The following is a 23,496-nucleotide window of genomic DNA, read 5'->3' on the forward strand; positions in this document are numbered from 1 at the left end:
CGAGCCCGGCGCGTCGTGCGGGCATCAAGCTACTGGTTCACGTACACCGGTGGGGGGAGGCGACCAAGCGTGTTGGGCGGCGGCTCGACGGGCGTCCCCCGGTGTGCCCGGAGGCGGCTTCGATACGGCTTCGGCCTCGCGACGGTGAGGTCGCGAGGCCGAAGAGGACCGATCGAAAGGCGTCAGTGCATCGTCATCGCGGCCGGGCTGTCGGTGGAGCTCGTCGGGTCCGGGCGGTGGCGGGGCATGAGCAGGGCCGGCAGGAAGGCCAGGGCCAGCAGGCCGACCGCCCACCAGTAGGTGCTCTGGAACGCGTCCGCCATCGGGCCGGCGATCTTGTGCATGAGCGCCGGAGGGATCTTCTGAGCGGAGGACAGGCCGCCGCCCGAACCGGCGCCGAGCTTGTCGGTCAGGTTGTTGGCCAGCAGCACCGACATCAGGGCCGTGCCGATGGAGGCCGACACCTGCTGGATGATGTTCAGCATCGTGCTGGCCCGCGGCACCTCGTCGTGAACGAGGGTCTGGATCGCGGCGGCCATGGTGGGCATCATCGTCAAACCCATGCCCAAACCCATCACGAACAGCACCGCGCCCAGCGACCAGTACGAGGTGTCGGCGTGCAGCAGGCTCGTGAAGCCCGCGACCGACGCCACCACCACGACCAGGCCGATCAGCACGACGCGGCCGGGGCCGATGCGGTCGGTGAGCTTGCCGCCCACCGGCATCGTCACCATCGCGCCGATGCCCTGCGGGGCGAGCAGCAGGCCCGCCGCCAGGGCGCTCTCCTGCCGCACGACCTGGTAGTAGAGCGGCAGCAGCAACATGGCGCCCATGAACGCGCACATGAACAGCACCATCGTGCCCGCCGCCGCGGCGACCGAACGCCGCTTGAGCAGGCGCAGGTCGATCAGCGGGTTGGCGGCCGTGAGCGCGCGGACCGCGAACAGGACCACCAGCACCGCACCGGCGATCGTGGTGATGAGGACGTCGGTCGCGCCGAAGTCGCTGTTCTGTGCGCCCTTGGCCAGGCCGTAGATGAGCGCGGCCAGGCCCGGGGACAGCAGGAGGACGCCGAGCACGTCGAGGCGCTCACCCGGACGCGGGGTGTCGCGCTTGAGGATGCGGGCGGCCAGGAACAGCGCCACGAGGCCGATCGGCAGGTTGATGAAGAAGATCCAGCGCCAGGACACGTCGTCGACCAGGTAGCCGCCCAGGATGGGGCCGCAGATCGGGCCGAGCAGCATCGGGACGCCGACGATGCTCATCACCTGGCCGACCCGCTTGGGGCCGGCGGCCTGAGTGAGAATCGTCATACCCGCCGGCATGATCATGCCGCCGCCCAGGCCCTGCAGCACCCGGAAGGCGATCAGCGACTCGGCCGACCAGGCCATTCCGGCCAGTGCCGACCCGATCACGAAGAGCGCGATCGAGATCATGTAGAGCCGTTTCGTGCCGAACCGGGCGGAGGCCCAGCCGGTGAGCGGGATCACCGTGGCCAGCGCCAGCGTGTAGCCGGTGGCCACCCACTGGATCGTGGACAGCGGGGACTTGAACTCGCTGGTCAGGTGGCTGATTGCGACGTTGACGACGGTGACGTCGAGGATCGACATGACCGCGCCGAGTACGACGACCATGGCGACGGCGAGCACGCCCCGGTCGAGCTTCCCCGACGAGTCGGACGCCTCGGGTGGGTCGCTGGCGACCTCGGGTGAGGAAAGGGTGCTCAATGAAGGGTTCCAATCGTCAATGCGCGGGGGGGCCGTTGTCTTGGGATAGTGCGGCAACATGATGGCGGGGCGCACTGACATTTTGGCAAACGAATTAGCCGCCTTGATCAGCACCCCTGTGCTCGGGAACGCCCTTCGCGACGCTGAGCACACCCTCGCTCGCCGACCGTGAGAAGGGCAAAAGTCGCGATCCGAGCGGCTCGGTGACGCCGGCGGATTACCGGCCCGTTACCGGCCCGCGGAAACGCGCGTACGCCGGCGCCGAGGCCCTTCGCACCGCCGGACCCGTCGTTCTAGAGTCCTGGATGTGGCAGACGTCGAGGGATTCTGTGACGAACGTTTCACCGCCGTGCGCGAGGCGCTGGCCGCGAACCTGGCCGGCGGGGCCGACGTGGGCGCGTCGGTCGCCGTGTACCTCGGCGACGAACCCGTCGTCGACCTGTGGGGCGGGCAGACCCACGACGGGCCGTGGCGGCGCGACACCATCACCAACGTCTGGTCCATCACCAAGACGATGACCGCGCTGTGCGCCCTGATCCTGGCCGACCGCGGCGAGCTGGACTTCCACGCGCCGGTCGCGCGCTACTGGCCCGAGTTCGCCGCGGCGGGCAAGGAACGCGTGGAGGTCCGTCACCTCATGGGCCACACCGCCGGCCTGCCGACGTGGGCCGAACGGATCGACGGCTCCCTTCTGTACGACTGGGAGAAGGCGACGTCACTGCTGGCCGCCCAGGCGCCGGAGTGGGAGCCGGGCACCGAGTCCGGCTACCACGCCGTGACGCAGGGCTACCTCGTCGGCGAGGTGATACGCCGGATCACCGGCCGTACGGTCGGCACGTTCTTCCGCGAGGAGGTCGCCGGTCCGCTCGACGCCGACTTCCACATCGGCCTGCCCGCCGAACACGACCACCGGGTGGCCCGGGTCATCCCGCCCGAGGACGCCCCTCCGCCCGCCCCGCCGCGTCAGGCGGCCGAGGCGAGCTGGACCACCGAGTGGCGCCGCGCCGAGATCCCCGCCGCCGGGGGCCACGGCAACGCCCGGTCGGTGGCGCGGATCCAGTCGGTCCTGGCCACGGGGGGCGGCTCGCTGCTGTCCGCCGCCGGCTGCGAACGCGTCTTCGAGCAGCAGTCCGACGGCGTCGACCGCGTCCTGGGCACCTGGGTGCGCTTCGGCCTCGGGTACGGCCTGCCCTCCCGCGGCCTGCCCCTGCCGAGCCCCCGCAGCGTGGCGTGGGGCGGCTGGGGCGGCTCGGTCGTCGTCGCGGACCTGGACGCCGGGATGACCGTGTCGTACGTCATGAACCGCATGGTCGGCGGGTTCACCGGCGACGCCCGGGGGGTCGGCATCGTCCTCGCCGCCTACACGGGACTCGCCGAGAGCTGACCGTGCGGCGCCGCCCGGCGCGGCTCAGGCCCGGGAGATCCAGCGGACGCCCGGCAGGCGTTTTTAATTTTTCGCTAACCTTCGGTGTATATCCGAAAGGTGGAGGTATCGGCATTTCCCACAACCGACCGCCGAAGCGCTTCAACCCCGCGGTGCCCAACGAAGCGCGGATGTTCGACTATGCGATGGGCGGCAAGGACAACTACCGAGCGGATCGGGACGCGGCGCATCTGATCGGGACCGCCCTTCCCACGGCGCTGGCCGCGGTGCGGGAGAACCGCCAGTTCATGCGGCGGGCCGTGCGTCACCTGCTGTCCGCGGGCGTCCGGCAGTTCCTCGACCTCGGCTGCGGCATGCCCGGACGCGGCAACGTCCACGAGCTCGTGGCCGCCGTCGACCCGTCCGCCACGGTCGTCTACGTCGACAACGAGCCGATGGTCGTCAACCACTTCCAGGCGCTGCTGTCCAGCTCCAGCGTGGCGACCGCGCTGCTCGCCGACATCCGCCGGCCGGGCGACGTCCTCTCCAGCCCCGAGGCGAGCAGGCTGATCGACCTCCGCCGGCCGGTGGGGATCGTCCTGGCCGCGGTACTGCACTACTTCGAGGACGAGGACGACCCCGCGGGCGTGGTGAAGGAGTTCGTCTCCGCCGTTCCCCCGGGCAGTCACGTCGTTCTCACCCACTACCACGCCGAGGGCATCCCCGCCGAGGACCGGGCGGTGACGGCCGAGTTCGCCGAGTCCCTGGACGTGACGATGGCCGAACGCGACCGCGCCCAGATCGAGGCGCTGTTCGGCGAGCTCGTCCTGGTGGAGCCGGGCCTGGTCCCGCCGCCCCGATGGCGCCCCGACCGCCCGCTGCGCGACCCGACCGGATGGCTTCTCGCCGGCGTCGCCCGCAAACCGTGACCGAAGCCGGCGCGGAGGCCTGAGGATCGGGCCGTGCGACGCACCGGCGCGGAGGCCTGGAACCTGGCCGCGCACGCAACGGAGGCAATCTTGACGCGTTACCTCGCCAACTGCTCGATGCTGTTCACCGAACTCCCGCTGCTCCGCCGTCCCGACGCGGCGCGGAGGGCCGGGTTCGAGGCGATCGAGTTCTGGTGGCCGTTCGCCTCGCCGGTGCCCGGCGACGCCGAGGTCGAGGCGTTCGTGTCCGCGATCGAGGACGCGGGCGTACGGCTCGTCGGGCTGAACTTCTTCGGCGGCGACCTGGCCGGGCCCGACTGCGGCGTGCTGTCCATCCCGGAGCGGGCCGGGGAGTTCCGCGACAACGTGGAGGTCGCCGTCGGCATCGGCGAACGCCTCGGCGTCCGGGTGTTCAACGCCCTGTACGGCAACCGGGTCGAGGGCACGGAGGCCGGACTCCAGCACGAGACGGCCCTGGCGAGCCTCGCCCTGGCCGCCGAGGCGGCCGGCCGGATCGGTGCCACCGTGCTGATCGAGGCGGTGAGCGGGCCCAAGCCGTACCCTCTGCGCACCGCCGACCAGGCCGTCGCGGTCGTCGACGCGGTGAACGCCGCGACCGGAGCGGCCGGCGTCGGGTTCCTGTGCGACCTGTACCACCTGGCGACCAACGGCGACGACGTCGGCGCCGCCATCGCCCGGCACGCCGACGTGATCCGGCACGTACAGATCGCGGACGCGCCCGGCCGGGGCGAGCCCGGCACCGGCGATCTCGACCTCGCCGGCCACCTTGCCTCGCTGCGGCATCATGGCTACGACGGCTGCGTCTCGCTGGAGTACCGGCCGTCGACCACGACCGAGGAGAGCCTGGCCTGGCTGCGCCGGGGTGATCTGGAGGAGACACGATGACGACCGTCGGCTTCATCGGCCTGGGCATCATGGGCGGCCCGATGGCGGCCAACCTGGTGGCGGCGGGTTTCGACGTCATCGGGTACAACCGCACTCCGGCCAAGACCGAGCGTCTCGTCGAGCGCGGCGGGCGCGCCGCGGGCAGCGTCGCCGAGGCGGTGCGCGACGCCGACATCGTCGCCACGATGCTGCCCGACTCACCGGACGTACGCGCGGTGCTGACCGAGATCTTCGAGCACGCGCGGCCCGGCACGCTCATCATCGACTTCTCCACGATCCGGCCCGACGTCGCGGCCGCGCTGGCGGCCGAGGGCGGCGAGCGGGGGTTCCGCGTGCTGGACGCCCCCGTGTCCGGCGGGGAGCAGGGCGCGATCGACGGCAAGCTGTCGATCGCGGTCGGCGGGGCCGACCGCGACTTCGCGGACGCCGTCCCGGTCTTCGAGGTGGTCGGCGCCACCATGGTCCACGTCGGCCCGTCCGGCGCCGGCCAGACCGTCAAGGCGGCCAACCAGCTCATCGTGGCCGGCAACCTCCAGCTGCTCGCCGAGGCGCTCGTCTTCCTCGAGGCCCACGGCGTCGACACGGACGCCGCCCTCCAGATGCTCCGCGGCGGCATGGCGGGCAGCACCGTGCTCGAACGCAAGGGCGCCTCGATGGTCGCCCGTGACTTCAAGCCGGGCTTCCGCGTCGAGCTGCACGACAAGGACATGGGCATCGTCACCAGCGCCGCGCGGGAGGCGGGAGTCGTGATCCCGCTGGGCTCGGCCGTCGCCCAGCTCCTCGCCGCGCTGCGTGCCCAGGGCGACGGCGGCCTCGACCACTCCGCGCTGTACATGCTGGTCAGCCGGTTGTCCGGCCGTGACTCCTGAGCGCGGTTGACTGCGGACGGTCGCCGGGTGGATGGTGGAGAGAGCCGCCCACCGGTCGCCGGCGGGCGTAGGGGTCCAAACACGCGGCCCTCACCATGGAGCGATGTGAGGAGCCGGCATGTATGCCATGACGCCATTGCAACTCCCCGTGACGACGGTGCGTGGAGACACGGTCGCCGTACTGCCGTCCGAGATCGACGCCCACAACGCGCCGATGATCCGTGATGCGCTGTTCAACCTGCTCGACCAGGGCGTGCCCTCGTTGATCGTCGATCTGACGGGCACGAACTTCTGCGACTGCGCCGGCCTGCGCGCGCTCACGCGCGTACGGCGGCGGGCCGACGTCCTGCACACTCCGGCGTGCGTGGCGCTGCCGGACACCGGTTCCGTCCGCCGGGTCGCGGAGCTGTCGGGCTTCATGCGCGACGACCAGGTCGCGACCGGCCTCGCGGCGGCCCACCGCCGCCTGCACCCGGTCTGAGCGACCGCCCGGCACCGACGCCGCGCCGGCTCCGGAGCGGCGCCCGGGTTCCTCCGACCTCGTACGGGTAGGGCGCGGGCATGACTTCAGCGAACGCGCCGGTCCACGGCACCGGCTACCCGAACATCGCGGTCATCACCGGTGCCGACTCCGGCATCGGCAAGGCCACCGCGGTCACACTGGCCGAGCGCGGCCTGGACGTGGGGATCACCTTCCACCAGGACGAGGACGGCGCACGGCGTACCGCCGAGGAGGTCCGCTCACTCGGCCGGTCGTGCGCGGTGCGACGCCACGACCTGACCGACCCGGTCACGGCGGCGGGCGCCGTGGACGAACTCGCCGACGAACTGGGCGGGATCGGTGTGCTGGTCAACAACGCCGGCACCGGCAGCGGCCGTTCGCTCCTGGAGATGGACTACGACGAGTGGCGGTCCGTACTGTCCGTCGACCTCGACGGCGCCTTCCTGTGCGCCCAGCGGGCGGCGCGCCGGATGACCGAGCGAGGCGGAGGGGGCCGCATCGTCAACGTGACGAGCGTGCACGAGGAATACCCGCGGGTCGGCGCCGGGCCGTACTGCGCGGCCAAGGGTGGGCTGAAGATGCTGGCACGCGTGCTCGCGCTGGAGCTGTCGCCGTACGGGATCACCGTGAACACCATCGCGCCGGGCGAGATCGCCACGCCGATGACGGGCCAGGAGGACCAGCCGCCCCGGCCGGACACCCGGCCCGGCTACCCGCTGGCCCGGCCGGGCGACGCGCGCGAGGTGGCGGCGGCCATCGCGTTCCTCGCCGACCCGGCCGCTTCGTACGTCACGGGCGCCTCGCTGTTCGTCGACGGCGGGATGGTCCTGATGGGTCCCCAGGCATCGGGCGCCCTCGACTCCGCCGGTTGGCGCCGCGGCTGAGCTTGGTCCTCCCGGTGTGAGCGGGTCAGCAGAGGCACTCGGCGGCGGTGACGATCTCGGCGCGCATGTTGCGTTCCATCATGCGCAGCGCGGCCTCGCCCAGCTCCGGGTCGATGCAGGCCACGGCGTCGCGCGGGATCATGATCCGGAAGTGGCGCACGTACGCGTCCAGGGCGCTGTAGAGCACGCACTGCTCGGTCACCTGCCCGGTGAGGATGAGCTGCTCGGCGCCGATGCGCTGGAGCACGTACTCCAGCGGCGTGCCGTAGAACACGCTGTGCCGCACCTTGGTCAGGAACGTCGCGTCCGGCGGAGGCAGGATCGGCTCCACGATGTCCGGCCGCCGGCCGTCGAGGGCCTGGTCGATGAGGTCCTGCCGGCTCGCGGAGAAGTCGCCGAAGTTGTCGTTGACGTAAAGGACGCGGACGTCGTCACGCTCGCGGGCGCGTCCGATCAGCCCGTGCAGCGGTTCGGCGATCCGCTCCGCCTCGGCCGCCAGCCGGTCACCGTCCTCGTGGTCGTACGAGTTGAGCATGTCGATGACGATCAAAGCCGTGACACTCACGGCGCTCACCTGCCCCCACGGTCACGGCCTCATTCACCGGATTCCCAGAACCGCGGCGTCCCCGTTCCCCGCCGGTCGGCGGCGCCTATGCGTCGCTGTCGCGGGAGCGGTCGGCGCGGGCCTCGGCGCCGGTCTCCTCCGCGTAGCCCACGTCCTGGCCCGCGACCCGGCCCACGAACTTCTCGTTCGGCGTGGTGCCCGTCGTCGTCGCCTGGTCGGGCTGGTCGGGATCGGGGACGCCCCCCGTGTCCCGGCTGGCGGCCACGGCCTCGTCCGGCTCCACGTCGCTCTCGGTGTGCTTGTTCCGCTTCATGGTCCCGGCCCTACCCACCAGGTCAGGGACCATTCGGGCGTCCCTGCCGCGCCGTTTCGGCCCGGTCCGCGCGGGTAGCGCGCCGACCGTACCCAGCGGGGATCGGAGGGAAGGTCATGACGGAAAAACCGGCACAGAGTCAGCCGTACCCGGGCAGACCGGTGAGATGACACCGAGGCCGCGCGACGAGATGCGCGACTACGCCGGAAGCGGGCTGCTGGAGGGCCGCCGGGCGCCGGTGACCGGAGGAGACTCCGGGATCCGGGTCAACTGCGTCGCGCCCGGCCCGGTCTGGACACCGCTGATCCCGGCCACGTTCGACGCCGAGCGGGTCGAGGGCTTCGGCGAGCAGTCGCCCATGGGGCGGGCGGGCGAGCCCGACGAGATCGCCCCGTCCTACATCTTCTTCGCCAGCAACCGGCTCTCCTCCTACTACACCGGGCAGAACCTCGTGCCCGCCGGAGGTGAGATCCATCCGGGTTGAGAGTGCGCCGACCGGCGGCGGCACCCGTACGAGAACTGACCCGTGCCGACCGTGATCACCGGCCTGGCCGGCGCCGGCCCGGCGCGGCCCGTGCCGGTCGGGTCGGCTCTGGCGGAGTTCGGCTCCGCGCTGCACGTGCTGCGCGACCCCGGCCACCACGGCGCGTTCTTGAACCTCTGCGGCGTCCTGTCCGCCGGGAACCACGCGCTCGACCTGATCGCCACCGAGCTGCGGGAGGCGTTCGGCCGGCGGTGACCGACCGGTCGGCCGCTTGGTCGCGACGGCCGGAAGCGGCACGGGTTGTCACCGGCGGGCCGTAGCGCCCATCGGATCCCCGGTTCACGATGGAGGAAGGGGATCACGGGGAATGATCCGGGCGGCGGCGGACAGAACAGCATGTCCTCGGGACGGGTGGGTAGAGCGGGAACCCGGTGACAGGTCGGCGGCCGATGAAGGGGGAGACCCATGGCGTCACGTGTGACCGTGGTCATCGCGACCCGGAACCGGCGGGACGAGCTGGCGCACACGCTGCGCCGGCTGCGGGCGCTGCCCGACCGTCCCGAGATCATCGTCGTCGACAACGGCTCCGCCGACGGGACCGCCGAGGCCGTACGCCGTGAGTTCCCCGGCGTGCGCGTGCTCGCCCTCCGGCGCAACCTCGGGGCCGTCGCACGGAATCTGGGGGTCGAGGAGGCGCGCACGCCGTACGTCGCGTTCAGCGACGACGACTCGTGGTGGGAGCCGGGTGCGCTCGACACCGCCGCCGGGCTGTTCGACGCGCATCCGCGCCTGGGCCTGATCGCCGGACGGCCGCTCGTCGGGGACGAGAGGCGACCCGACCCGATCGCCGGCCGGATGGCGGACAGCCCGCTGCCGCCCGACGACCGCCTGCCCGGCCCCGCGGTCCTCGGCTTCCTCGGCTGCGCCGCGATCGTGCGCCGCGCGGCGTACCTGGAGGTCGGCGGTTACAGCGAGGTGCTGTTCTTCGTGGGGGAGGAACGCCTGCTGGCCTACGACCTGGCCGCGGCCGGATGGGGGCTCAGCTACGTCTCCTCGGTCGTGGCGGTCCACCGGCCCTCGCCGGTCCGCGACACGCCCGAGCGCCGCCGCGGGCTGGAGATGCGCAACGAGGTGCTCACGGCGTGGCTGCGGCGTCCGGTACCGCTGGCGCTCGCCCGGTCCCTGCGCCTGGCGGGCCGGTCGGTGACCTCGCCCGCCGCGCGGTCGGCCTGGCCGTCGGCGCTCGTCCGCCTCCCGGCCGCGCTGCGCGACCGGCGACGGCTGCCGGAGCCCGTCGAGCGCCACGCGCGGCTGCTGGAGTCCGTCGAGCGTCACGCGCGGTCGCTGGAGACGGTGTGAGGGCCCGCGACGAGCGGGTGACCGTCGTCATCATCACTCGTGACCGGTGCGGGGAGCTCGCCCGCACCCTCGGCCACATGGTCGCGCTGCCGGAACGCCCGGAGATCATCGTCGCCGACAACGGCTCGCGGGACGGCACCGTCGCCATGGTCGCCGCCCGCTTCCCTCGGGTCCGGCTGCTGCGGAGCGACCGCAACCTCGGCGCGACCGCGCGCAACCTGGCCGTACGCCAGGTGACCTCGCCGTACGTCGCGTTCTGCGACGACGACACCTGGTGGGAGCCGGGCGCCCTGAGCACGGCGGCCGACCTGCTGGACGCCCACGACGGGCTGGCGTCGGTGACGGGCCGGATCGTGGTCGAGCCCGGAGGCGAGGAGGACCCGATCGTCGCCGAGCTCGACGGGTCGCCGCTGCCCGCACCGGGCTGGCTGCCCGGGCCCGCGCTGCTCGGCATCCTCGCGGGCGCCAGCATGCTGCGCGTGACGGCGTTCCGCGAGGTCGGCGGATTCTCGCCGCGGCTGTGGCTCGGCGGTGAGGAGGAACTGCTCGCGATCGATCTGGCCGCCCGCGGATGGTGGATGTGCTACCGCGGCGACGTCGTCGTCCACCACGCGGCCTCGTCCGCCCGCGACGCCACCGAGCGCCGCCGGCTGGGCATCCGGAACACGCTGTGGACGACCTGGCTGCGGCGGCCGGTCCGGGACGCGCTGCGCCGTACCGGCGTGGTCGTCGGTTCCCTGCCGCGCGACACCACGAGCGCCCGTGCGCTGGCCGCCGCCGTCGCGGGGCTGCCGTGGGTGGTGCGCGAACGACGTGTCGTGCCGCGCGACGTCGAGGAGGGGCTGCGTCTGCTGGAGGGGCCGCAACGCCGGTCCGTCGCCCGAAGGTATGTCGGGTAATGCCAGAGAAAGGGAGCGATCTGTGACTGTGCGAACCTTTGCGCGTGCCGTGGTCACCGGCGGGGCCGGTTTCCTGGGCTCGCACCTCTGCGAACGTCTGCTGGAGACCGGCGCGGAGGTCATCTGCCTGGACAACTTCCTGACCGGCACCCCGGACAACCTGGCGCACCTGCAGGAGCATCCGCGGATGCGGATCATCCGCTGCGACCTGACCGACTTCGTGCACGTACCGGGGCCCGTCGACCTGGTCCTGCACTTCGCCTCGCCGGCCTCGCCGATCGACTACCTGCGCCTGCCGCTCGACACGCTCAAGGTCGGCAGCCTGGGCACGCTGCACTCGCTCGGCCTGGCCGCCGAGAAGGGCGCGCGCTTCCTCCTCGCCTCCACCTCGGAGGTGTACGGCGACCCGCTCGTCCACCCGCAGCCGGAGTCGTACTGGGGCAACGTGAACCCGGTCGGCCCGCGCGGCGTGTACGACGAGGCCAAGCGGTTCTCCGAGGCGCTCACCACGGCGTACCGCGCGAGCAAGGACGTCGACACCGCCATCGTCCGGATCTTCAACACCTACGGCCCCCGGATGCGCCCCGACGACGGGCGGGCGATCCCCACCTTCATCCGCCAGGCGCTGCGGAACGAGCCGCTGACCGTCGCCGGCGACGGCTCGCAGACCCGCTCGATCTGCTACGTCGACGACACGGTGTCCGGCATCCTCGCCCTCGCCGCCTCCGGGCACCCCGGCCCGATGAACATCGGCAACCCCGAGGAGATGAGCGTGCTGGACCTGGCGACGAGGATCCGCGCGCTCGCCGGCTCGTCGTCGGAGATCGAGTTCATCGAGCGGCCGGTGGACGACCCGCGCGTACGCCGCCCGGACTGCGCGCTCGCCGAGCGCGAGCTGGGCTGGCACCCCCGGGTGAACCCCGACGACGGCCTCGCCCGGACGATCAAATGGTTCGAGGAGTACCTCGCGGGGGCGTGAGCACGCGCGCCGCCGCGTCGAGGACCTCCTCGACGGAGATCTGCAGCAGGCGGGGGTCGGTCTCGGCGCCGTGGGCGTCGCCCGGGCGGTCGCCGGAGCCGTGCCAGAGGGCGACGTGCTCCGGCCGGCCGGGCGGCGGGCCCCACAGGGCCGGGGACACGGGCCCGAAGAGCGTGACGGAGGGCGTCCCGTACGCGGTGGCCAGGTGTGAGGTGCCCGTGTCGTTGCTGATCACGGCGCGGGCCGACGCCACGAGGGCGGCCAGCTCGGTCAGCGTCGTCTCCAGGGCGGCGCCGGCGGGCAGGCCGGCCTCGGCCGCGACCCGCCGGGTCAGGTCGCGCTCGTCCGGCGCGCCGGTGAGGACCACGCGGTGCCCCTCGCGGGCCAGCGCGCGGGCGACCTCCGCGAACCGTCCGGCGGGCCACCGGCGGCCCGCGCTCGCGGCGCCGGGGTGCAGCACGACCGCCCCCGCGTACGGAGAGGGGCCCGGCGAACGCAGCCGCAGGTCGCCCGGATCGGCCCGTACGCCGTACCACTCCAGCAGCCGGCACCACCGCGTGACCTCGTGCTCGCCAGGGTCCCACCAGGGCCCCTTCGCGTCCGGTGCCTGCGGCGAGGCGTACAGCAGGGTCAGCGGGGCGGACAGCGCCTCCACGACCTGATGGCTGGCCGGGCCGTTGCCGTGCAGGTCGACCGCGACCTCCGGAGGCGGTCCGGACCAGGCGACCGGCTCCAGCTCACCCGCCGGCAGCAGCCGGTCGATCGCGCCGGTCAGCTCCGCCAGGGGCGCGAGCACGGAGGGCGCGGCCAGGATCGTCTCGTGCCCGGGGTACGCGGCGCGCAGCGCGCGGTAGGCGGGCACCGCCGTGAGAAAGTCGCCGAGCCCGAGGGCCCGCAGCATGAGCACCTTCATGACCGGTGCGCGAGAATGCGCGTCGTGGAGCGTCCGGGCAGGTAGGGCAGCACCACCGTACGCCCGCCCCAGCTCGCCACGACCGACGCCTCGGGGAGCCGGTCGACGGTGTAGTCGCCGCCCTTGACCCACACGTCCGGGCGCAGCCGGCGCAGGACCTCCTCCGGCGTGTCCTCCTCGAAGACCTCCACGGCGTCGACGCACTCGAGCGCGTTCAGCACCGCGGCCCGGTCGGCGGCCGGGTTGACCGGCCGGTCCTCGCCCTTGGCACGGCGCACCGACGCGTCGGAGTTGAGGCAGACGACGAGGCAGTCGCCCAGCGCCCGTGCGGAGCGCAGCGTCGCCACGTGCCCGGCGTGCAGGACGTCGAAGCAGCCGCCCGTCGCCACGACGGTGCCGCCGGCCTCGCGTACGGCGGCGACCGGGTCCCGTACGGGCCGGGGCCGCGGTGCCCGGGACAGGGTGGAGGCCGCGCCCCGCTCGACGAAGGCCGCGGCGGCGGCCACGGCGGCCTCGACCGCCTCGGACGGCAGCGCGCCCCGCCCCAGCAGGCCGGCCGCGGTCGCGGCGAACCTGTCGCCCGCTCCGCACGTGTCGCGGCCGGTGACGGGCTCGGCGGGGAAGATCTGCGGTGCTCCCGAGCCGTGCGACAGCAGCGCGCCCCGTTCGCCCATCGTCACCGCGACCCCGTCGGCCCGGTAGCGCCGCACGATCTCCTCCGCGCTCCGGGTCACCGCGTCGAGGTCGTCCTCCCGCCGGTCGCACCAGGAGAGGGCCTCGCTCAGGTTCGGGCAGATCAGCCGGGCGCGGGGCACCGGATCGGCGCCGCGCGGATGCGGGTCCCACACCAGGGGCACCCGGCGAGCGGCGTCGGCGAGCAGCGCGCGCATCCGCGGCTGGGCCACCGCCCCCCGGCCGTAGTCGGAGACCAGCACGGCCCCCGCGTCGGCGAGCACCGCCTCGGCCTCCCGGCCCGGCTCGCCCACGACCCCCGGTGCCGACCGGTCGATCCGCACCAGCGGATGGCCGCCCGCCCGGACCCGGGTCTTCTCCGCCGGGCTCTCGCTGAGCGGCAGCGCGACCACGCGTACGCGCGGCGCCAGCAGGTCCCGCAGCGTACGGCTGACGCGGTCGGCGCCGAGCGGCGTCACCAGGACCACGTCCGGACCGTCGTCGGCCGCCAGGAGGGCGGCCAGGCCCGCGCCTCCGGGACGCGTGTGCTCCTCGACGGCGTCGACCACCGGAACCGGGGCGTCCGGGCTGAGCCGCTCGGCCCGCCCGTCCAGGTCGCGGTCGAGCATAACGTCGCCGACGATGACCAGGGGCTTCATTTGATCTCCTTCACTGGCTCGCCGCCATGGGCCGCCGCCGCGCCAGCCGGTCGTAGACCGCCTCGGTGCGCGCGGCCACGTGCTCCCAGGAGTAGCGGGAGCGGGCCCGCTCGGCGCCGGCGCGGCCGTACTCCGCGAGGCGCGCCGGGTCGTCCAGCAGCGCGCGCAGCGTTTCGGCCAGCACGTCGGGCCGGCGCGGGGGCACGTGCTCGCCGGTGACGCCGCCCGCCACCGTGTCGACGATCCCGCCGACCGCCGAGGCGACCACCGGGACGCCGCACGCCATCGCCTCGACCGGCGCGATGCCGAACGGCTCGTACCAGGGGGTGAAGACGGCCACGTCGGCCGAGCGCAGCAGCGCCGGCACGTCCGCCGGGGGTACGCCGCCCAGCATCACCAGCCGGTCGGCGACGCCCACCTCGGCGGCGACCTTCCGCAGCCGGCACGCCTCGCGGTCGCCGTCGAGCTCGCTGGCGGCTGGGCCGCCGGCGACGACGAGCTCGGCGTCCGGCAGGTCGACGAGGGCCCGGATGGCCGTCTCCACACCCTTGCGCTCGACGAGACGGCCGACGTAGATGAGCCGGTGGCGTTCGCGTCGCGGCACGCGGTCGTCGACCGGCCCGTCCGGGCGGAGTCGCGCCAGGTCCACGCCGCAGGGCACGACGGTCGTCCTGCGGTGGGTCACCCCCATCTTGGCCAGCTCGAACACCTCGTCGCTGCACGTGGCGATGATGTGGTCGGCGTCCTGGCCGATGCGGCGCTCGACGTCGAGGCGCTCGGCCGGGCTCGGGTCGTCCTCGCCGAGGTGGCGGCGCTTGACCGTGCCGAGCGCGTGGTAGGTCAGCGCGACCGGGACGGCGCGCTCGCTCGCCGCGAGCGAGGCCAGCCCCGACATCCAGAAGTGCGCGTGCGCGACGTCGGGCGGGCGGGCCCGCCACCGGCGGCCCAGCTCGTGCCCGAACTCCCGCATGTGCGGCAGCAGCAGGTCCTTGGGCACCGGCTCCGGCGGCCCCGCCGGCACGTGCTCGACCGTGTATCCGGCGTCGGTGCCGACCCGGTCGGGCAGATCGGGGTCGTCGCGGCGCGTGTGCACGGTCACCTCATGGCCACGCCGGCAGAGATGCTCGGCGAGCGCCGCGACGTGCACGTTCTGCCCGCCGGCGTCCTCCTCGCCCAGCACGGCCAGCGGGCTGGCGTGTTCGGAGACCAACGAGATCCTCATGCCGTCACCTCTTTCAGTACGCGGTCCCAGTCGTCGAGGAACCGCTGGAGGCCGTACCGGTTCAGCACGCTCTCGCGGGCGGCGCGCCCGGCCTCGGCGGCCTCGGCGGGATCGCCGAGATACCGCCGGATCGCGGCGCGCAGCGCGTCGACGTCGGTCGAGACGACGCCCGCCTCGGGCGGCACCGCCTCGACCACCTCGGTCGTGGCGAGCGCGACCACGGGCATCCCCAGGTGCATCGCCTCCAGCAGGGACAGGCCGAGCGAGGTCCACCGGATCGGGTGGACGTAGACGCGGCGGCGGGCCAGTTCGGCGTGCATGCGGTCCTGGGGCAGGTCCTCATAGGTGCGGCAGCCGGTCAGCCCGGAGACCTTCATCCCGAACACGTCCAGCGGCGCGTCCAGCCGGGGCAGCAGGTCGGTGCCGACGTAGCGGCCCCGCCGGATCGGCTCGTTGACGACCACGGCGGCGCGCGGGATCTCCCCGGTCCACAGCGGTCCCGGGTCGACCACCCCGTGCTCGACCACGGTCGCAGGCGTCGTGCCGCAGTCCCAGAACAGGTCGTTGAAATGGGTGACGTGCACCAGGCGCAGGTCCGGCCGGTCGGCCATCGGATGCCGGGTGAGCGGCACGTCGCCCCAGGGGGCGTCGTGTTCGAGGTAGACGGTCGGCACCCGGCCGAGCGGGCGGACGAACTCCTCCTCGTGCGGCCGTTGCAGGATCACCACGTCGGGCTCGGCCTCGGCGATCCGGTCCAGGGGCACCTCGCGTACGGACGCGGGCCAGTCCCAGGTGCGCGCGCGCCCGAGCCCGTCGGGGCCGCGGTCGGGCGTCACCGGGACGAAGTACTCGTGCCGCCCCTGCACGAGGGCCGTGGTGTACGAGCCGTGCACGTGCCAGAGCAGGATCCTCACGTCAACAACACCTCCTCGACGGCGGCGACCACATCGGCGGGCTCCACCGAAGTCAGGCACGGGTGCCCGGCGACCGGGCACTCGCGTGCGCGCGTGTCACGACAGGGGGCGTCCTGGTCGCCGAGCAGCACGTGCCGCACGCCGTACGGCGCCCAGCGGACCGCGGGCACGACCGGCGCGAACAGCGAGACCACCGGTGTGCCGACGGCGGCGGCCAGGTGCGCGGGGCCGGTGTTGCCGGCCACGACCGCGCTCGCCCCCGCGAGGACGCCGGCCAGCTCGGCGAAGGTCGTACGGCCGCCCAGGTCCAGGCCGGCGTCGCCCGCGACCCGCGCGGTCAGCGCGCGTTCGTCCGGCCCGCCGGTCACCACGACCCGCCGGCCGCGCGCGGTCAGGTCGCGTACGGCCCGCGCGCAGTGCCCCTCGGGCCAGGCGCGCGCCGGTACCGACACTCCGGGATGCAGCACGACGTACCGGCCGTCGAGCGGCGCGGGCGGCAGGGGACGCCGGACGGCGAGGCGGCCGTCGTCGCCGTCCGGCAGGTCGAAGCCGGCGGCGCGGGCCAGCGACAGCGCGCGCTCGGCCTCGGGGATGTCGTCCTGGACCCGGTGCCGTACGTCGAGCAGGGAGCCCGGGTAGTCCTCGCTGATCGCCGCGATGTGCCCGACTCCGGCGAGCCGCAGCAGCAGCGCGGCCGGCAGCGGCGACTGGTGGAAGGAGGTCAGGATCAGCGCGCGGTCGTAGCCGCCGAGCCGCGCGACCAGGTCCGCCACCTCCCGGCGGTCCACCGGAGGCGGGTCGAACCCGGCCCAGGGAGCGCGCCACACGATCACGTCGTCGACGCCGGGCAGGAGCCGCGCGGCGTCCGCGCCCTCCGGTCCGGCGAGCAGCGTCACGTGGCGCGACCCGGCGGCGGCGGCGCGCACCGCGGGTCCGCACAGCAGGACGTCACCCGCGTTGTCCAGGCGCACGACGAGGGTCCTCATCGGCGTTCCCCGATCGCGAACCGCACCGCCTCGGTGAGCGACCCGGCCACCCGCGCGCCCCGGCACTCGGCCTCCAGCGTCTCGGCGGTCGGCACGAGGACGCTCCGGGCCCCGGCGGCGCGGGCGGCGGCGATGTCGGAGCCGATATCGCCGATCACCACGCACTCGTCCGGGCGGACCCCGAGGGCCGCCGCGGCCTGGAACACCAGGCCGGGCGCCGGCTTGCGGCAGGCACATCCGCCGTCGTGCGGGCACACCTGCCACGTGTCGAAGGGCCCGAGCAGCTCGTCCACCCGCTTGTTGACGCGCTGGACGTCGTCCTCGGTGATCAGGCCGCGCGCGACGCCGGACTGGTTGGAGACCACGCCGACGCGCACGCCCGCGTCACGGGCGAGGCGCACGGCCGAGGCCGCGTCCGGCACGGGCTCGACCTTCTCCGGGTCGCCGTTGTACGGGACGTCGCAGATGAGCGTGCCGTCGCGGTCGAACAGGACGGCCTTCGCCGGGCCCGGCCAGGCGCGCTCGCCGCGGGTCGTCGCGAGGCCGCGCAGCCAGTGCCAGGAGGCCATCGGGGGGATGAGCGCGCTGGTGGCCGCCATGGTCAGGATCTCGTCCGGGGTACGCGGGCCGGGCCTGACGCGGGCGGCGGCGAACTCGGCGATCCCGGCGAGCGCGGCGGCGCCGGCCAGGGCACCGGTCTTGCGCCGTCCCGTGACGGCCAGCCCGGCGGCGAGCGTGCCGGCGGCGGTGATCGCCAGGTGCCGCCCGCGGCGTCCGGGATCGGCACGGGCGCGGCTGTGCCAGCCGGGTCCGTGGACGGCGCGCATGAGCGCGTCGTCGGCGTTGCCCGCCTGCGCGCGTACGCTCGCCCACCGCGACGCGGCCCGTACCGGGTGCACGGTGCGCCGCTCACCTTTGGTCAGGACCCATCCGGCGTCCATCGTCCGCAGGGCCATGTCGGCGTCCTCGCGGAACGCGCGGGGGAACCGCTCGTCGAAACCGCCGGTCTCGACCAGCGCGTCATGCCGGTAGGCCATGTCCGCGGTGATCCACCAGGCGTCGGCGAGCCCGGCGGTGCCGCGCTCCCAGTCGGTCGGACGGCGTCCGTCCGGCAGCGGCACGGTGACGCGTCCCTGGATCCCGCCGGTCTCCGGGGAGGCGTTCTCCAGGTCGCGCCGCAGGTCCTCCCGCCAGGTCTCGGTGACCCGCACGTCGTCGTCGAGGAACGCCACCCAGGGCGCGGTGGTGATCCGCCAGCCGGTGTTGCGGGCCGCCGCCGGCCCCCGGCCGCCGCTGCGGACGACCGTGCCGGGCACGTCGAGCGGCGGGCCGCCGCCCGGCCGGTCGTCGACGACGACGATCTCGTCGGGCTCCGGACCCCGGGACCGTTCGAGGGCACGCAGGCAGTCGGCGAGGCAGGCGCGCCCGATGGTCGGGATGACGACGGCGTACCTGGTGCCGCCGGGCCTCGTGTCGGCGTGCCTCGTGTCGGCGTGCCTCGGGCCGGCGTGGCTCATGACGGCCTCCGGACGGCGAACGGGCCGATCGCCAGGAGGTCGACCGGGGTCGAGCCGAAGCACTCCAGCGCGTCGCGCGGGCTGTCGACCATCGGGCGGCCGGCGGTGTTGAGGCTGGTGTTGACCACGACGGGCAGGCCGGTACGGCGTTCGAACGCGGTGAGCATCCGGGCCACGAGCGGCTCGGCGGCGGGGTCGACGGTCTGCACGCGCGCGGTGCCGTCCACGTGGACCACGGCCGGGATCCGGTCCTGCCAGGCGGAGGTCACGTCGTGCACGAAGAGCATGTACGGGCTGGGCAGCGGGCCGCGGGTGAAGATCTCCGCGGCCCGGTCGGCGAGCACCATCGGCGCGACCGGGCGGAACTGCTCGCGGCCCTTGACGTTGTTGAGCCGCTCCAGGTTCGCCTTGCGGCCGGGGTGGGCGAGCAGCGAGCGGTGGCCCAGAGCCCGCGGGCCGTACTCGGCGCGTCCCTGGAACCAGGCGACGATGCCGTCGTCCGCCAGTGTCTCCGCCACGGCCTCGGCGACGTCGGGCGGCCGTTCGTACGGCACGCGCGCCGTCCGCAGCGCCTCCTCGATCTCCGCGTCGCCGAACTCCCGCCCGAGGTCGGGGGCGAACTCCAGCGGCCCGGTCCGCGCGAGGTGCACGGCCGCGCCGAGCGCCGTGCCGGCGTCCCCGGCGGCGGGCTGCACCCAGACGTGCTCGAACGGGCCCTGCTCCGACAGCACGGTGTTGGCCACGCAGTTGAGACCCGTGCCGCCCGCGATCATGAGGGTGCGGTCGCCGGTGCGCTCGTGGATCCAGCGGGTGAGGTCGAGCAGGACCTCCTCCAGCCGCCGCTGCACGCTCGCGGCCAGGTCGGCGTGCTCCTGCGTCCACTGCTCGTGCGGGGCGCGGGCCGGCGCCAGCCGCTCCCAGTCGATCGTGCCGGTGACGAACCCGCCGTCCTCGGTGGCGCGCACGGCCTCCCGCAGCAGGTCCAGGTGGCGTGGTTTGCCGTACGAGGCCATCGCCATGACCTTGTACTCGTCGCTGGAACGCAGGAAGCCCAGGTGCTGCGTGAGGTCCTCGTACATCAGGCCGAGCGAGTGCGGCAGCTCCTGGCTCGCGAGGATCTCCAGGCCGTCGGGGGAGTGACGGCCGCTCAGGTGGGAGGCGCGCTCCCCGCGGCCGTCGCAGACCAGGACGCTGCCCTCCCGGCCGAGCAGCGCGGAGGCGGCGTGGGCGACGTGGTGGGGGACGAACCGCACCTTGGCCGGATCAAGCCCCGGCAGGGCGTCGGCCAGCAGGCTCGGGGCCTGCTCGGCGTACATGATCCGCAGGTGGTCCCAGGGGTCGTTCAGGCCCATCGCCTCGGCCGGCCGTACGAGCGAGGGATCGTAGGAGAAGCCGACCAGATCGAGGTCACCGGGCCGCAGGCCGGCCTGCTCCAGGCACCAGCGGGCCGACAGGACGGGCTGTTCCCAGGCGGAGAAGGGCACGGGTCGCTTACCGTGTTTGCGCCTGCTGAAACGCTCCTCCTCGGCCGCCGCGACGATGCGGCCATCGACCACGAGCGCCGCGGCCGGATCGTGGAAAATCGCGTTGATCCCGAGTACCCGCACGACCTACCTCCCTCGCAAGAGCCTGCCTGTCGCCTTTTCCCGGAACACAGAGCACTCGCGCTGCCCCAGAAGTCGCTCCGCAAACACCGGCCGCCGATGCCCGAGCTGGGCACCGCTCGCTATGGGCGGGGCTTCGCGGTAGGCCCTACGTTTGCCGGTGGGTGGCCCACAGGTCCGGCCACATGCTGTTCTGGTCGCAGGCGTCGGGGTCCTTCGGGGTGCGCGGTCGGCGTGGTCGCGTCTCGCGTGCCGGTTCAGGCGGGAAGTGTTCGCGTACGCGGTGGGTCAGGTCGCCCTCGTCGCGTGGGTGGGCGGGAGTGGTGAGCTGCGACCGGCTCGGGGCGCGGTTGAACGCGGATTCGACCCGTTCGCCGAGCCGTCGCAGGTCCTCCGGGCTCGCGTGTTCGGCGAGGCGTGGGAGCAGGGCGTGCTGTTCCTCCCGCAGGTGCTCGTGTACCTCGTCCGCGAGCCGCCGGGTCAGTGACGCGAAGGCCCGGTCGGCGGTCGTGGAGCGGCGGAGCTCCTCCAGGAGCCGTTCGACCTGTGCGTTGTCCGAGGCGCACTTGTCGGCGACCTGGGCGCCGTCCGGCAGGTGCCGGCGTACCGCCGGGTACAGGTGCGTCTCCTCCACGACCGCGTGCCAGACGAGCTCGATGGTGACGTCGTCGAGGATGCGGCGGCGTTCGCGGAGGTTCCGTGCGACGGTCAGCTCGCCGAGCAGGCCCTCCAGCTCTCGTTGATCATGGGTCAGGATGTCGATCAGATTCGTCATCAGGCTCCCCCGTCCGGTGACGACCAGCGAACCGTGTTGTCTGGTTCTCTACCCCGCTACTCGGTCATACAGGTCAAAACACACGGTTATCGCGTGAAAGCGCCGCCGATCACCGTCCTTCGCGCGTACGGTCAGGCGGCGGAGGTGGCCAGCCGGGTGCCGGCGCGGAAACGCAGCTCTTCCAGCGTCTCCGCCTGCCGCTTCGCCCGCTCGAGAAGATCGTCGAGTCGTTCGGGATCGAGCCGGTGGTCGTGCTCGGCCAGGATCCGCAGCACGCGCCAGCAGGCGGACTTGCCGGCCACGCCGAGCGCCATGGTCTCCAGCTCCTCCAGGTCGCTCAGCGGCGACCGTTTCAGCAGCCGCCCGTTGGGTTTGAACCGGCCGGCCTTCTCAGCCGTCCAGCCCAGCAGGACCTTGTAGTGCCGGACCGGAACCTCCAGGGCCGCCATCAACGCGATCAGCGTGGCCCGGTCCTCGCGGATCTCCGCGGCGAGGCGTTCGAGGACGGCGCCGTCCTCCGAACCCCGGTGCGCCGAGGTCAGCCGCGCCGCCAGCTCGGTGCCAAGCGTCGCCCCGGACAGGTGGTCGTTGAGGTAGACCCCGAGCAGTTCGGGATCGGCGTTGGCGTCGGCCGTCCGCCCATCGCTGTGCATGGTCCCTCCTTGCCTGAGCCTCTGACCCGGGACCTACCCGCGCGTGCCTGCGCCTATCGTCGGAGTACAGCCGGTGCACAGAGCGGGTTTCACCCTTCCCGCGCCGGTGGCCCTGGCTCGGCGGACCGCGCGGATGGGCCTGGCGGCGGTGCGCGACGGCGACGCCCGCGCCGCGCTGGTGGCCGCCGCGCTGCGCATGCCGATCGCGCTGCGCCGGCGCCGGCCGGTGCCGGGACCGGTCGAGAGCGCCATTCGCCTGATGATCGAGGAATGACTGCCGCGAACCCAACGGTAAAAACTTATTGAAGCCCTTTGACCTAATAATTTACGCCATTTCTGGTGTGGTCGGCCTGCTCGGGTAAGTGGGGTTTCGGTGCTTGTTATCCGGTAATTGTGTTGATATGGCCTGCCTGATAAAGGAGTGACTCTTGACGTCCTCCCCCGCCTGGAAGCGGGGGATTCAGCCCGATCCCCTACACGTAGGAGGGAACAGGTTGAGGTTCGCGGTTCATGGCCCCGCCCAATGGCTGGAGGGCTCCCCGCTCGGGAGGTCGGTCGGGGTCGGTTGGTCGGGGCAGGAACGTCACGGCACGTCCTGCCGCGATGTTCTTGGCCGCGTTCACGTCCGCGTGATCGACATGCCCGCAGGCGCGACAGCGAAAGACCGCTTGGCTCTCACGGTTGTCCGCTGCGCGATGCCCGCAGGCATGACAGGTCTGGGACGTGTAGGCGGGATTGATCTTCTCCACCCGGCCGGCGGCTTTGTGCTCCAGTCGGGTCGCCAGAAGGCCCCATCCGGCCGCGTAGATGGAACGGTTGAGCCCGGCCTTGGCCCGAACGTTCACCCCCGGCGCGGCGATCGTGCCGCGCGCGGAACGGACCATGGCGCTGATCTTCAAATCTTCGAGGCGGATCACATCGAAGCGGCGGGCCAGATCGGTGGAGGTCTTCTCCACCCAGTCCTTGCGCCGATCGGTTTGGCGAGCTTTCAGCCGGGCGATCGCGGTCTTGACCCGCCTGCGCCGGTTCGACCCACGCTGCGCACGGGCCGGCCGACGCTGCAACCGCACCACACGCTTGGCCTCGCTGTCGCGCAGGCCGGGCACCGACAACCGCTCACCGGTCGACAACGCGGCCGACACGGCCACCCCACGGTCGACACCGACGATCGTGCCCGTACCCGGCCCCTCGATCGCCGGTGGGATCACTGCGAACGCCACATGCCAGCGGCCCGCCCGGTCCCGTTTGACCCGGAACGACTTCACCTCGCCGGGGATCTGACGGGACCAGCGGAACCGCACCCAACCCACCTTCGGGACCCAAACCTCACCGATCTTGCGGGACGGCCGCCGAACGTCCCAGTGAGCGCCACGGCGGCCGACAATCCGGAACCCCTCGTGAACGCCCGCCTTACGCCACATCGGACGCCGAGGAGTCCCGGCGAAGAAATTCGCCATGGCCTGGGCGAAATCCCGCAACGCCTGCTGCTGCACCGTCTGCGAACCCGCCGCCGGCCATCCGAACTCTCGCCTGGCTTGGGTCAGCTGCCGGGACTGTTCGCCGTAGCCCGGCGCACTCGCCCGCCCCGGCCGCCAATGCAGATGCTGCTCACACGCCAGATTCCACACATGACGGGCATGCGCACAGTGCTCCAGCAACGCCGCCTCTTGGGCGGGCGTGGGTTGAAGCCGAAATCGCATGCCACGACGCTAACCACCACCACCGACAAACGGGGGAGGGAGCGGCGTTTCCTCCCAGGCCTGAAGGCCAGGGTCTCCACGCCGCGCAGGCGATGAAGATCG

The 23,496-nt window shown here is 73.2% G+C and carries 24 protein-coding genes and 1 pseudogene; 12 read left to right on the forward strand and 13 right to left on the reverse strand.

The features are described 5' to 3' along the window. Positions 1–182 precede the first annotated feature (182 nt). Positions 183–1,727: a DHA2 family efflux MFS transporter permease subunit gene (locus tag OG417_RS11900; protein WP_329254144.1), complete on the reverse strand. Its 1,545-nt coding sequence runs from the start codon at positions 1,725–1,727 to the stop codon at positions 183–185. Between the two features lie 307 nt (positions 1,728–2,034). On the opposite strand from OG417_RS11900, the gene OG417_RS11905 reads away from it, so the two are divergent. From OG417_RS11905 to OG417_RS11930, 6 genes are all read left to right on the forward strand, one after another. Continuing rightward, positions 2,035–3,111 (forward strand): serine hydrolase domain-containing protein, encoded by a 1,077-nt coding sequence (locus OG417_RS11905; RefSeq protein WP_329254148.1) that lies wholly within the window; start codon positions 2,035–2,037, stop codon positions 3,109–3,111. Between the two features lie 2 nt (positions 3,112–3,113). Beyond that, positions 3,114–4,019 (forward strand): SAM-dependent methyltransferase, encoded by a 906-nt coding sequence (locus OG417_RS11910; RefSeq protein WP_329254151.1) that lies wholly within the window; start codon positions 3,114–3,116, stop codon positions 4,017–4,019. 117 nt (positions 4,020–4,136) lie between these two features. Beyond that, positions 4,137–4,925 carry a hydroxypyruvate isomerase family protein gene (locus OG417_RS11915; RefSeq protein WP_329262240.1) on the forward strand — a complete coding sequence of 263 codons (789 nt, stop codon included), beginning with the start codon at positions 4,137–4,139 and terminating at the stop codon, positions 4,923–4,925. Continuing rightward, positions 4,922–5,794: an NAD(P)-dependent oxidoreductase gene (locus tag OG417_RS11920; RefSeq protein WP_329254154.1), complete on the forward strand. Its 873-nt coding sequence runs from the start codon at positions 4,922–4,924 to the stop codon at positions 5,792–5,794. The genes OG417_RS11915 and OG417_RS11920 overlap by 4 nt, the downstream gene beginning before the upstream one ends. Positions 5,795–5,912: 118 nt before the next feature. Then, complete coding sequence (locus tag OG417_RS11925; protein ID WP_329254156.1) at positions 5,913–6,275, forward strand: STAS domain-containing protein; 363 nt, start codon at positions 5,913–5,915, stop codon at positions 6,273–6,275. A gap of 80 nt (positions 6,276–6,355) precedes the next feature. Beyond that, positions 6,356–7,180, forward strand: coding sequence for an SDR family oxidoreductase (locus OG417_RS11930; RefSeq protein WP_329254159.1), 825 nt, complete (start codon positions 6,356–6,358; stop codon positions 7,178–7,180). A gap of 25 nt (positions 7,181–7,205) precedes the next feature. On the opposite strand, the gene OG417_RS11935 is transcribed toward OG417_RS11930, so the two are convergent. Next, positions 7,206–7,745, reverse strand: a complete 540-nt coding sequence (locus tag OG417_RS11935; RefSeq protein WP_329254162.1) for a cysteine hydrolase family protein — start codon at positions 7,743–7,745, stop codon at positions 7,206–7,208. Between the two features lie 85 nt (positions 7,746–7,830). Continuing rightward, the gene (locus tag OG417_RS11940) at positions 7,831–8,058 is read right to left on the reverse strand and encodes a hypothetical protein (RefSeq protein ID WP_329254166.1); all 228 of its coding nucleotides are present in this window, start codon (positions 8,056–8,058) and stop codon (positions 7,831–7,833) included. 250 nt (positions 8,059–8,308) lie between these two features. On the opposite strand from OG417_RS11940, the pseudogene OG417_RS11945 reads away from it, so the two are divergent. From OG417_RS11945 to OG417_RS11965, 5 genes and pseudogenes are all read left to right on the forward strand, one after another. Further along, positions 8,309–8,542, forward strand: a pseudogene (locus tag OG417_RS11945) (SDR family oxidoreductase); the annotation flags it as partial. Positions 8,543–8,584: 42 nt separating this feature from the next. Continuing rightward, entirely contained in the window at positions 8,585–8,797 is a 213-nt protein-coding gene (locus OG417_RS11950) for a hypothetical protein (protein WP_329254169.1), read from the forward strand. Between the two features lie 210 nt (positions 8,798–9,007). Then, positions 9,008–9,901: a glycosyltransferase family 2 protein gene (locus tag OG417_RS11955; RefSeq protein ID WP_329254173.1), complete on the forward strand. Its 894-nt coding sequence runs from the start codon at positions 9,008–9,010 to the stop codon at positions 9,899–9,901. Then, on the forward strand, positions 9,898–10,800 hold the full coding sequence (locus OG417_RS11960; protein ID WP_329254176.1) for a glycosyltransferase family 2 protein: 903 nt from the start codon (positions 9,898–9,900) through the stop codon (positions 10,798–10,800). The genes OG417_RS11955 and OG417_RS11960 overlap by 4 nt, the downstream gene beginning before the upstream one ends. 22 nt (positions 10,801–10,822) lie before the next feature. After that, a complete protein-coding gene (locus OG417_RS11965) occupies positions 10,823–11,779 on the forward strand; it encodes a UDP-glucuronic acid decarboxylase family protein (RefSeq protein WP_329254181.1) in 957 nt (318 codons plus the stop codon). On the opposite strand, the gene OG417_RS11970 is transcribed toward OG417_RS11965, so the two are convergent. From OG417_RS11970 to OG417_RS12010, 9 genes are all read right to left on the reverse strand, one after another. Beyond that, entirely contained in the window at positions 11,745–12,692 is a 948-nt protein-coding gene (locus OG417_RS11970; protein WP_329254184.1) for a glycosyltransferase family 9 protein, read from the reverse strand. The genes OG417_RS11965 and OG417_RS11970 overlap by 35 nt on opposite strands. After that, positions 12,689–14,023 (reverse strand): D-glycero-beta-D-manno-heptose 1-phosphate adenylyltransferase, encoded by a 1,335-nt coding sequence (gene rfaE2, locus OG417_RS11975; RefSeq protein ID WP_329254187.1) that lies wholly within the window; start codon positions 14,021–14,023, stop codon positions 12,689–12,691. Before rfaE2 ends, OG417_RS11970 begins: the two co-directional genes overlap by 4 nt. Positions 14,024–14,033: 10 nt before the next feature. Further along, positions 14,034–15,245 (reverse strand): glycosyltransferase, encoded by a 1,212-nt coding sequence (locus OG417_RS11980; protein ID WP_329254190.1) that lies wholly within the window; start codon positions 15,243–15,245, stop codon positions 14,034–14,036. Then, entirely contained in the window at positions 15,242–16,159 is a 918-nt protein-coding gene (locus OG417_RS11985; protein WP_329254193.1) for a glycosyltransferase, read from the reverse strand. The genes OG417_RS11980 and OG417_RS11985 overlap by 4 nt, the downstream gene beginning before the upstream one ends. Beyond that, positions 16,156–17,145: a glycosyltransferase family 9 protein gene (locus OG417_RS11990; protein ID WP_329254197.1), complete on the reverse strand. Its 990-nt coding sequence runs from the start codon at positions 17,143–17,145 to the stop codon at positions 16,156–16,158. Before OG417_RS11990 ends, OG417_RS11985 begins: the two co-directional genes overlap by 4 nt. Next, positions 17,142–18,662, reverse strand: a complete 1,521-nt coding sequence (locus OG417_RS11995) for an HAD-IIIA family hydrolase (protein ID WP_329254200.1) — start codon at positions 18,660–18,662, stop codon at positions 17,142–17,144. The genes OG417_RS11990 and OG417_RS11995 overlap by 4 nt, the downstream gene beginning before the upstream one ends. Continuing rightward, positions 18,659–20,269, reverse strand: coding sequence for a carbamoyltransferase family protein (locus tag OG417_RS12000; RefSeq protein ID WP_329254203.1), 1,611 nt, complete (start codon positions 20,267–20,269; stop codon positions 18,659–18,661). Before OG417_RS12000 ends, OG417_RS11995 begins: the two co-directional genes overlap by 4 nt. Positions 20,270–20,414: 145 nt before the next feature. Continuing rightward, positions 20,415–21,041, reverse strand: a complete 627-nt coding sequence (locus OG417_RS12005) for a hemerythrin domain-containing protein (protein ID WP_329254206.1) — start codon at positions 21,039–21,041, stop codon at positions 20,415–20,417. 131 nt (positions 21,042–21,172) lie between these two features. Continuing rightward, positions 21,173–21,694, reverse strand: coding sequence for a hypothetical protein (locus tag OG417_RS12010; protein WP_329254209.1), 522 nt, complete (start codon positions 21,692–21,694; stop codon positions 21,173–21,175). A gap of 73 nt (positions 21,695–21,767) precedes the next feature. Here OG417_RS12010 and OG417_RS12015 point away from each other — a divergent pair, with 73 nt between their 5' ends. Beyond that, complete coding sequence (locus OG417_RS12015) at positions 21,768–21,968, forward strand: hypothetical protein (protein ID WP_329254212.1); 201 nt, start codon at positions 21,768–21,770, stop codon at positions 21,966–21,968. A 199-nt stretch (positions 21,969–22,167) separates the two neighbouring features. On the opposite strand, the gene OG417_RS12020 is transcribed toward OG417_RS12015, so the two are convergent. Continuing rightward, the gene (locus tag OG417_RS12020) at positions 22,168–23,394 is read right to left on the reverse strand and encodes an RNA-guided endonuclease InsQ/TnpB family protein (protein WP_329254215.1); all 1,227 of its coding nucleotides are present in this window, start codon (positions 23,392–23,394) and stop codon (positions 22,168–22,170) included. Between the last annotated feature and the right edge of the window lie 102 nt (positions 23,395–23,496).

Origin of the sequence: Actinoallomurus sp. NBC_01490, from assembly GCF_036227085.1 — a bacterium.
GTDB lineage: Bacteria > Actinomycetota > Actinomycetes > Streptosporangiales > Streptosporangiaceae > Actinoallomurus > Actinoallomurus oryzae.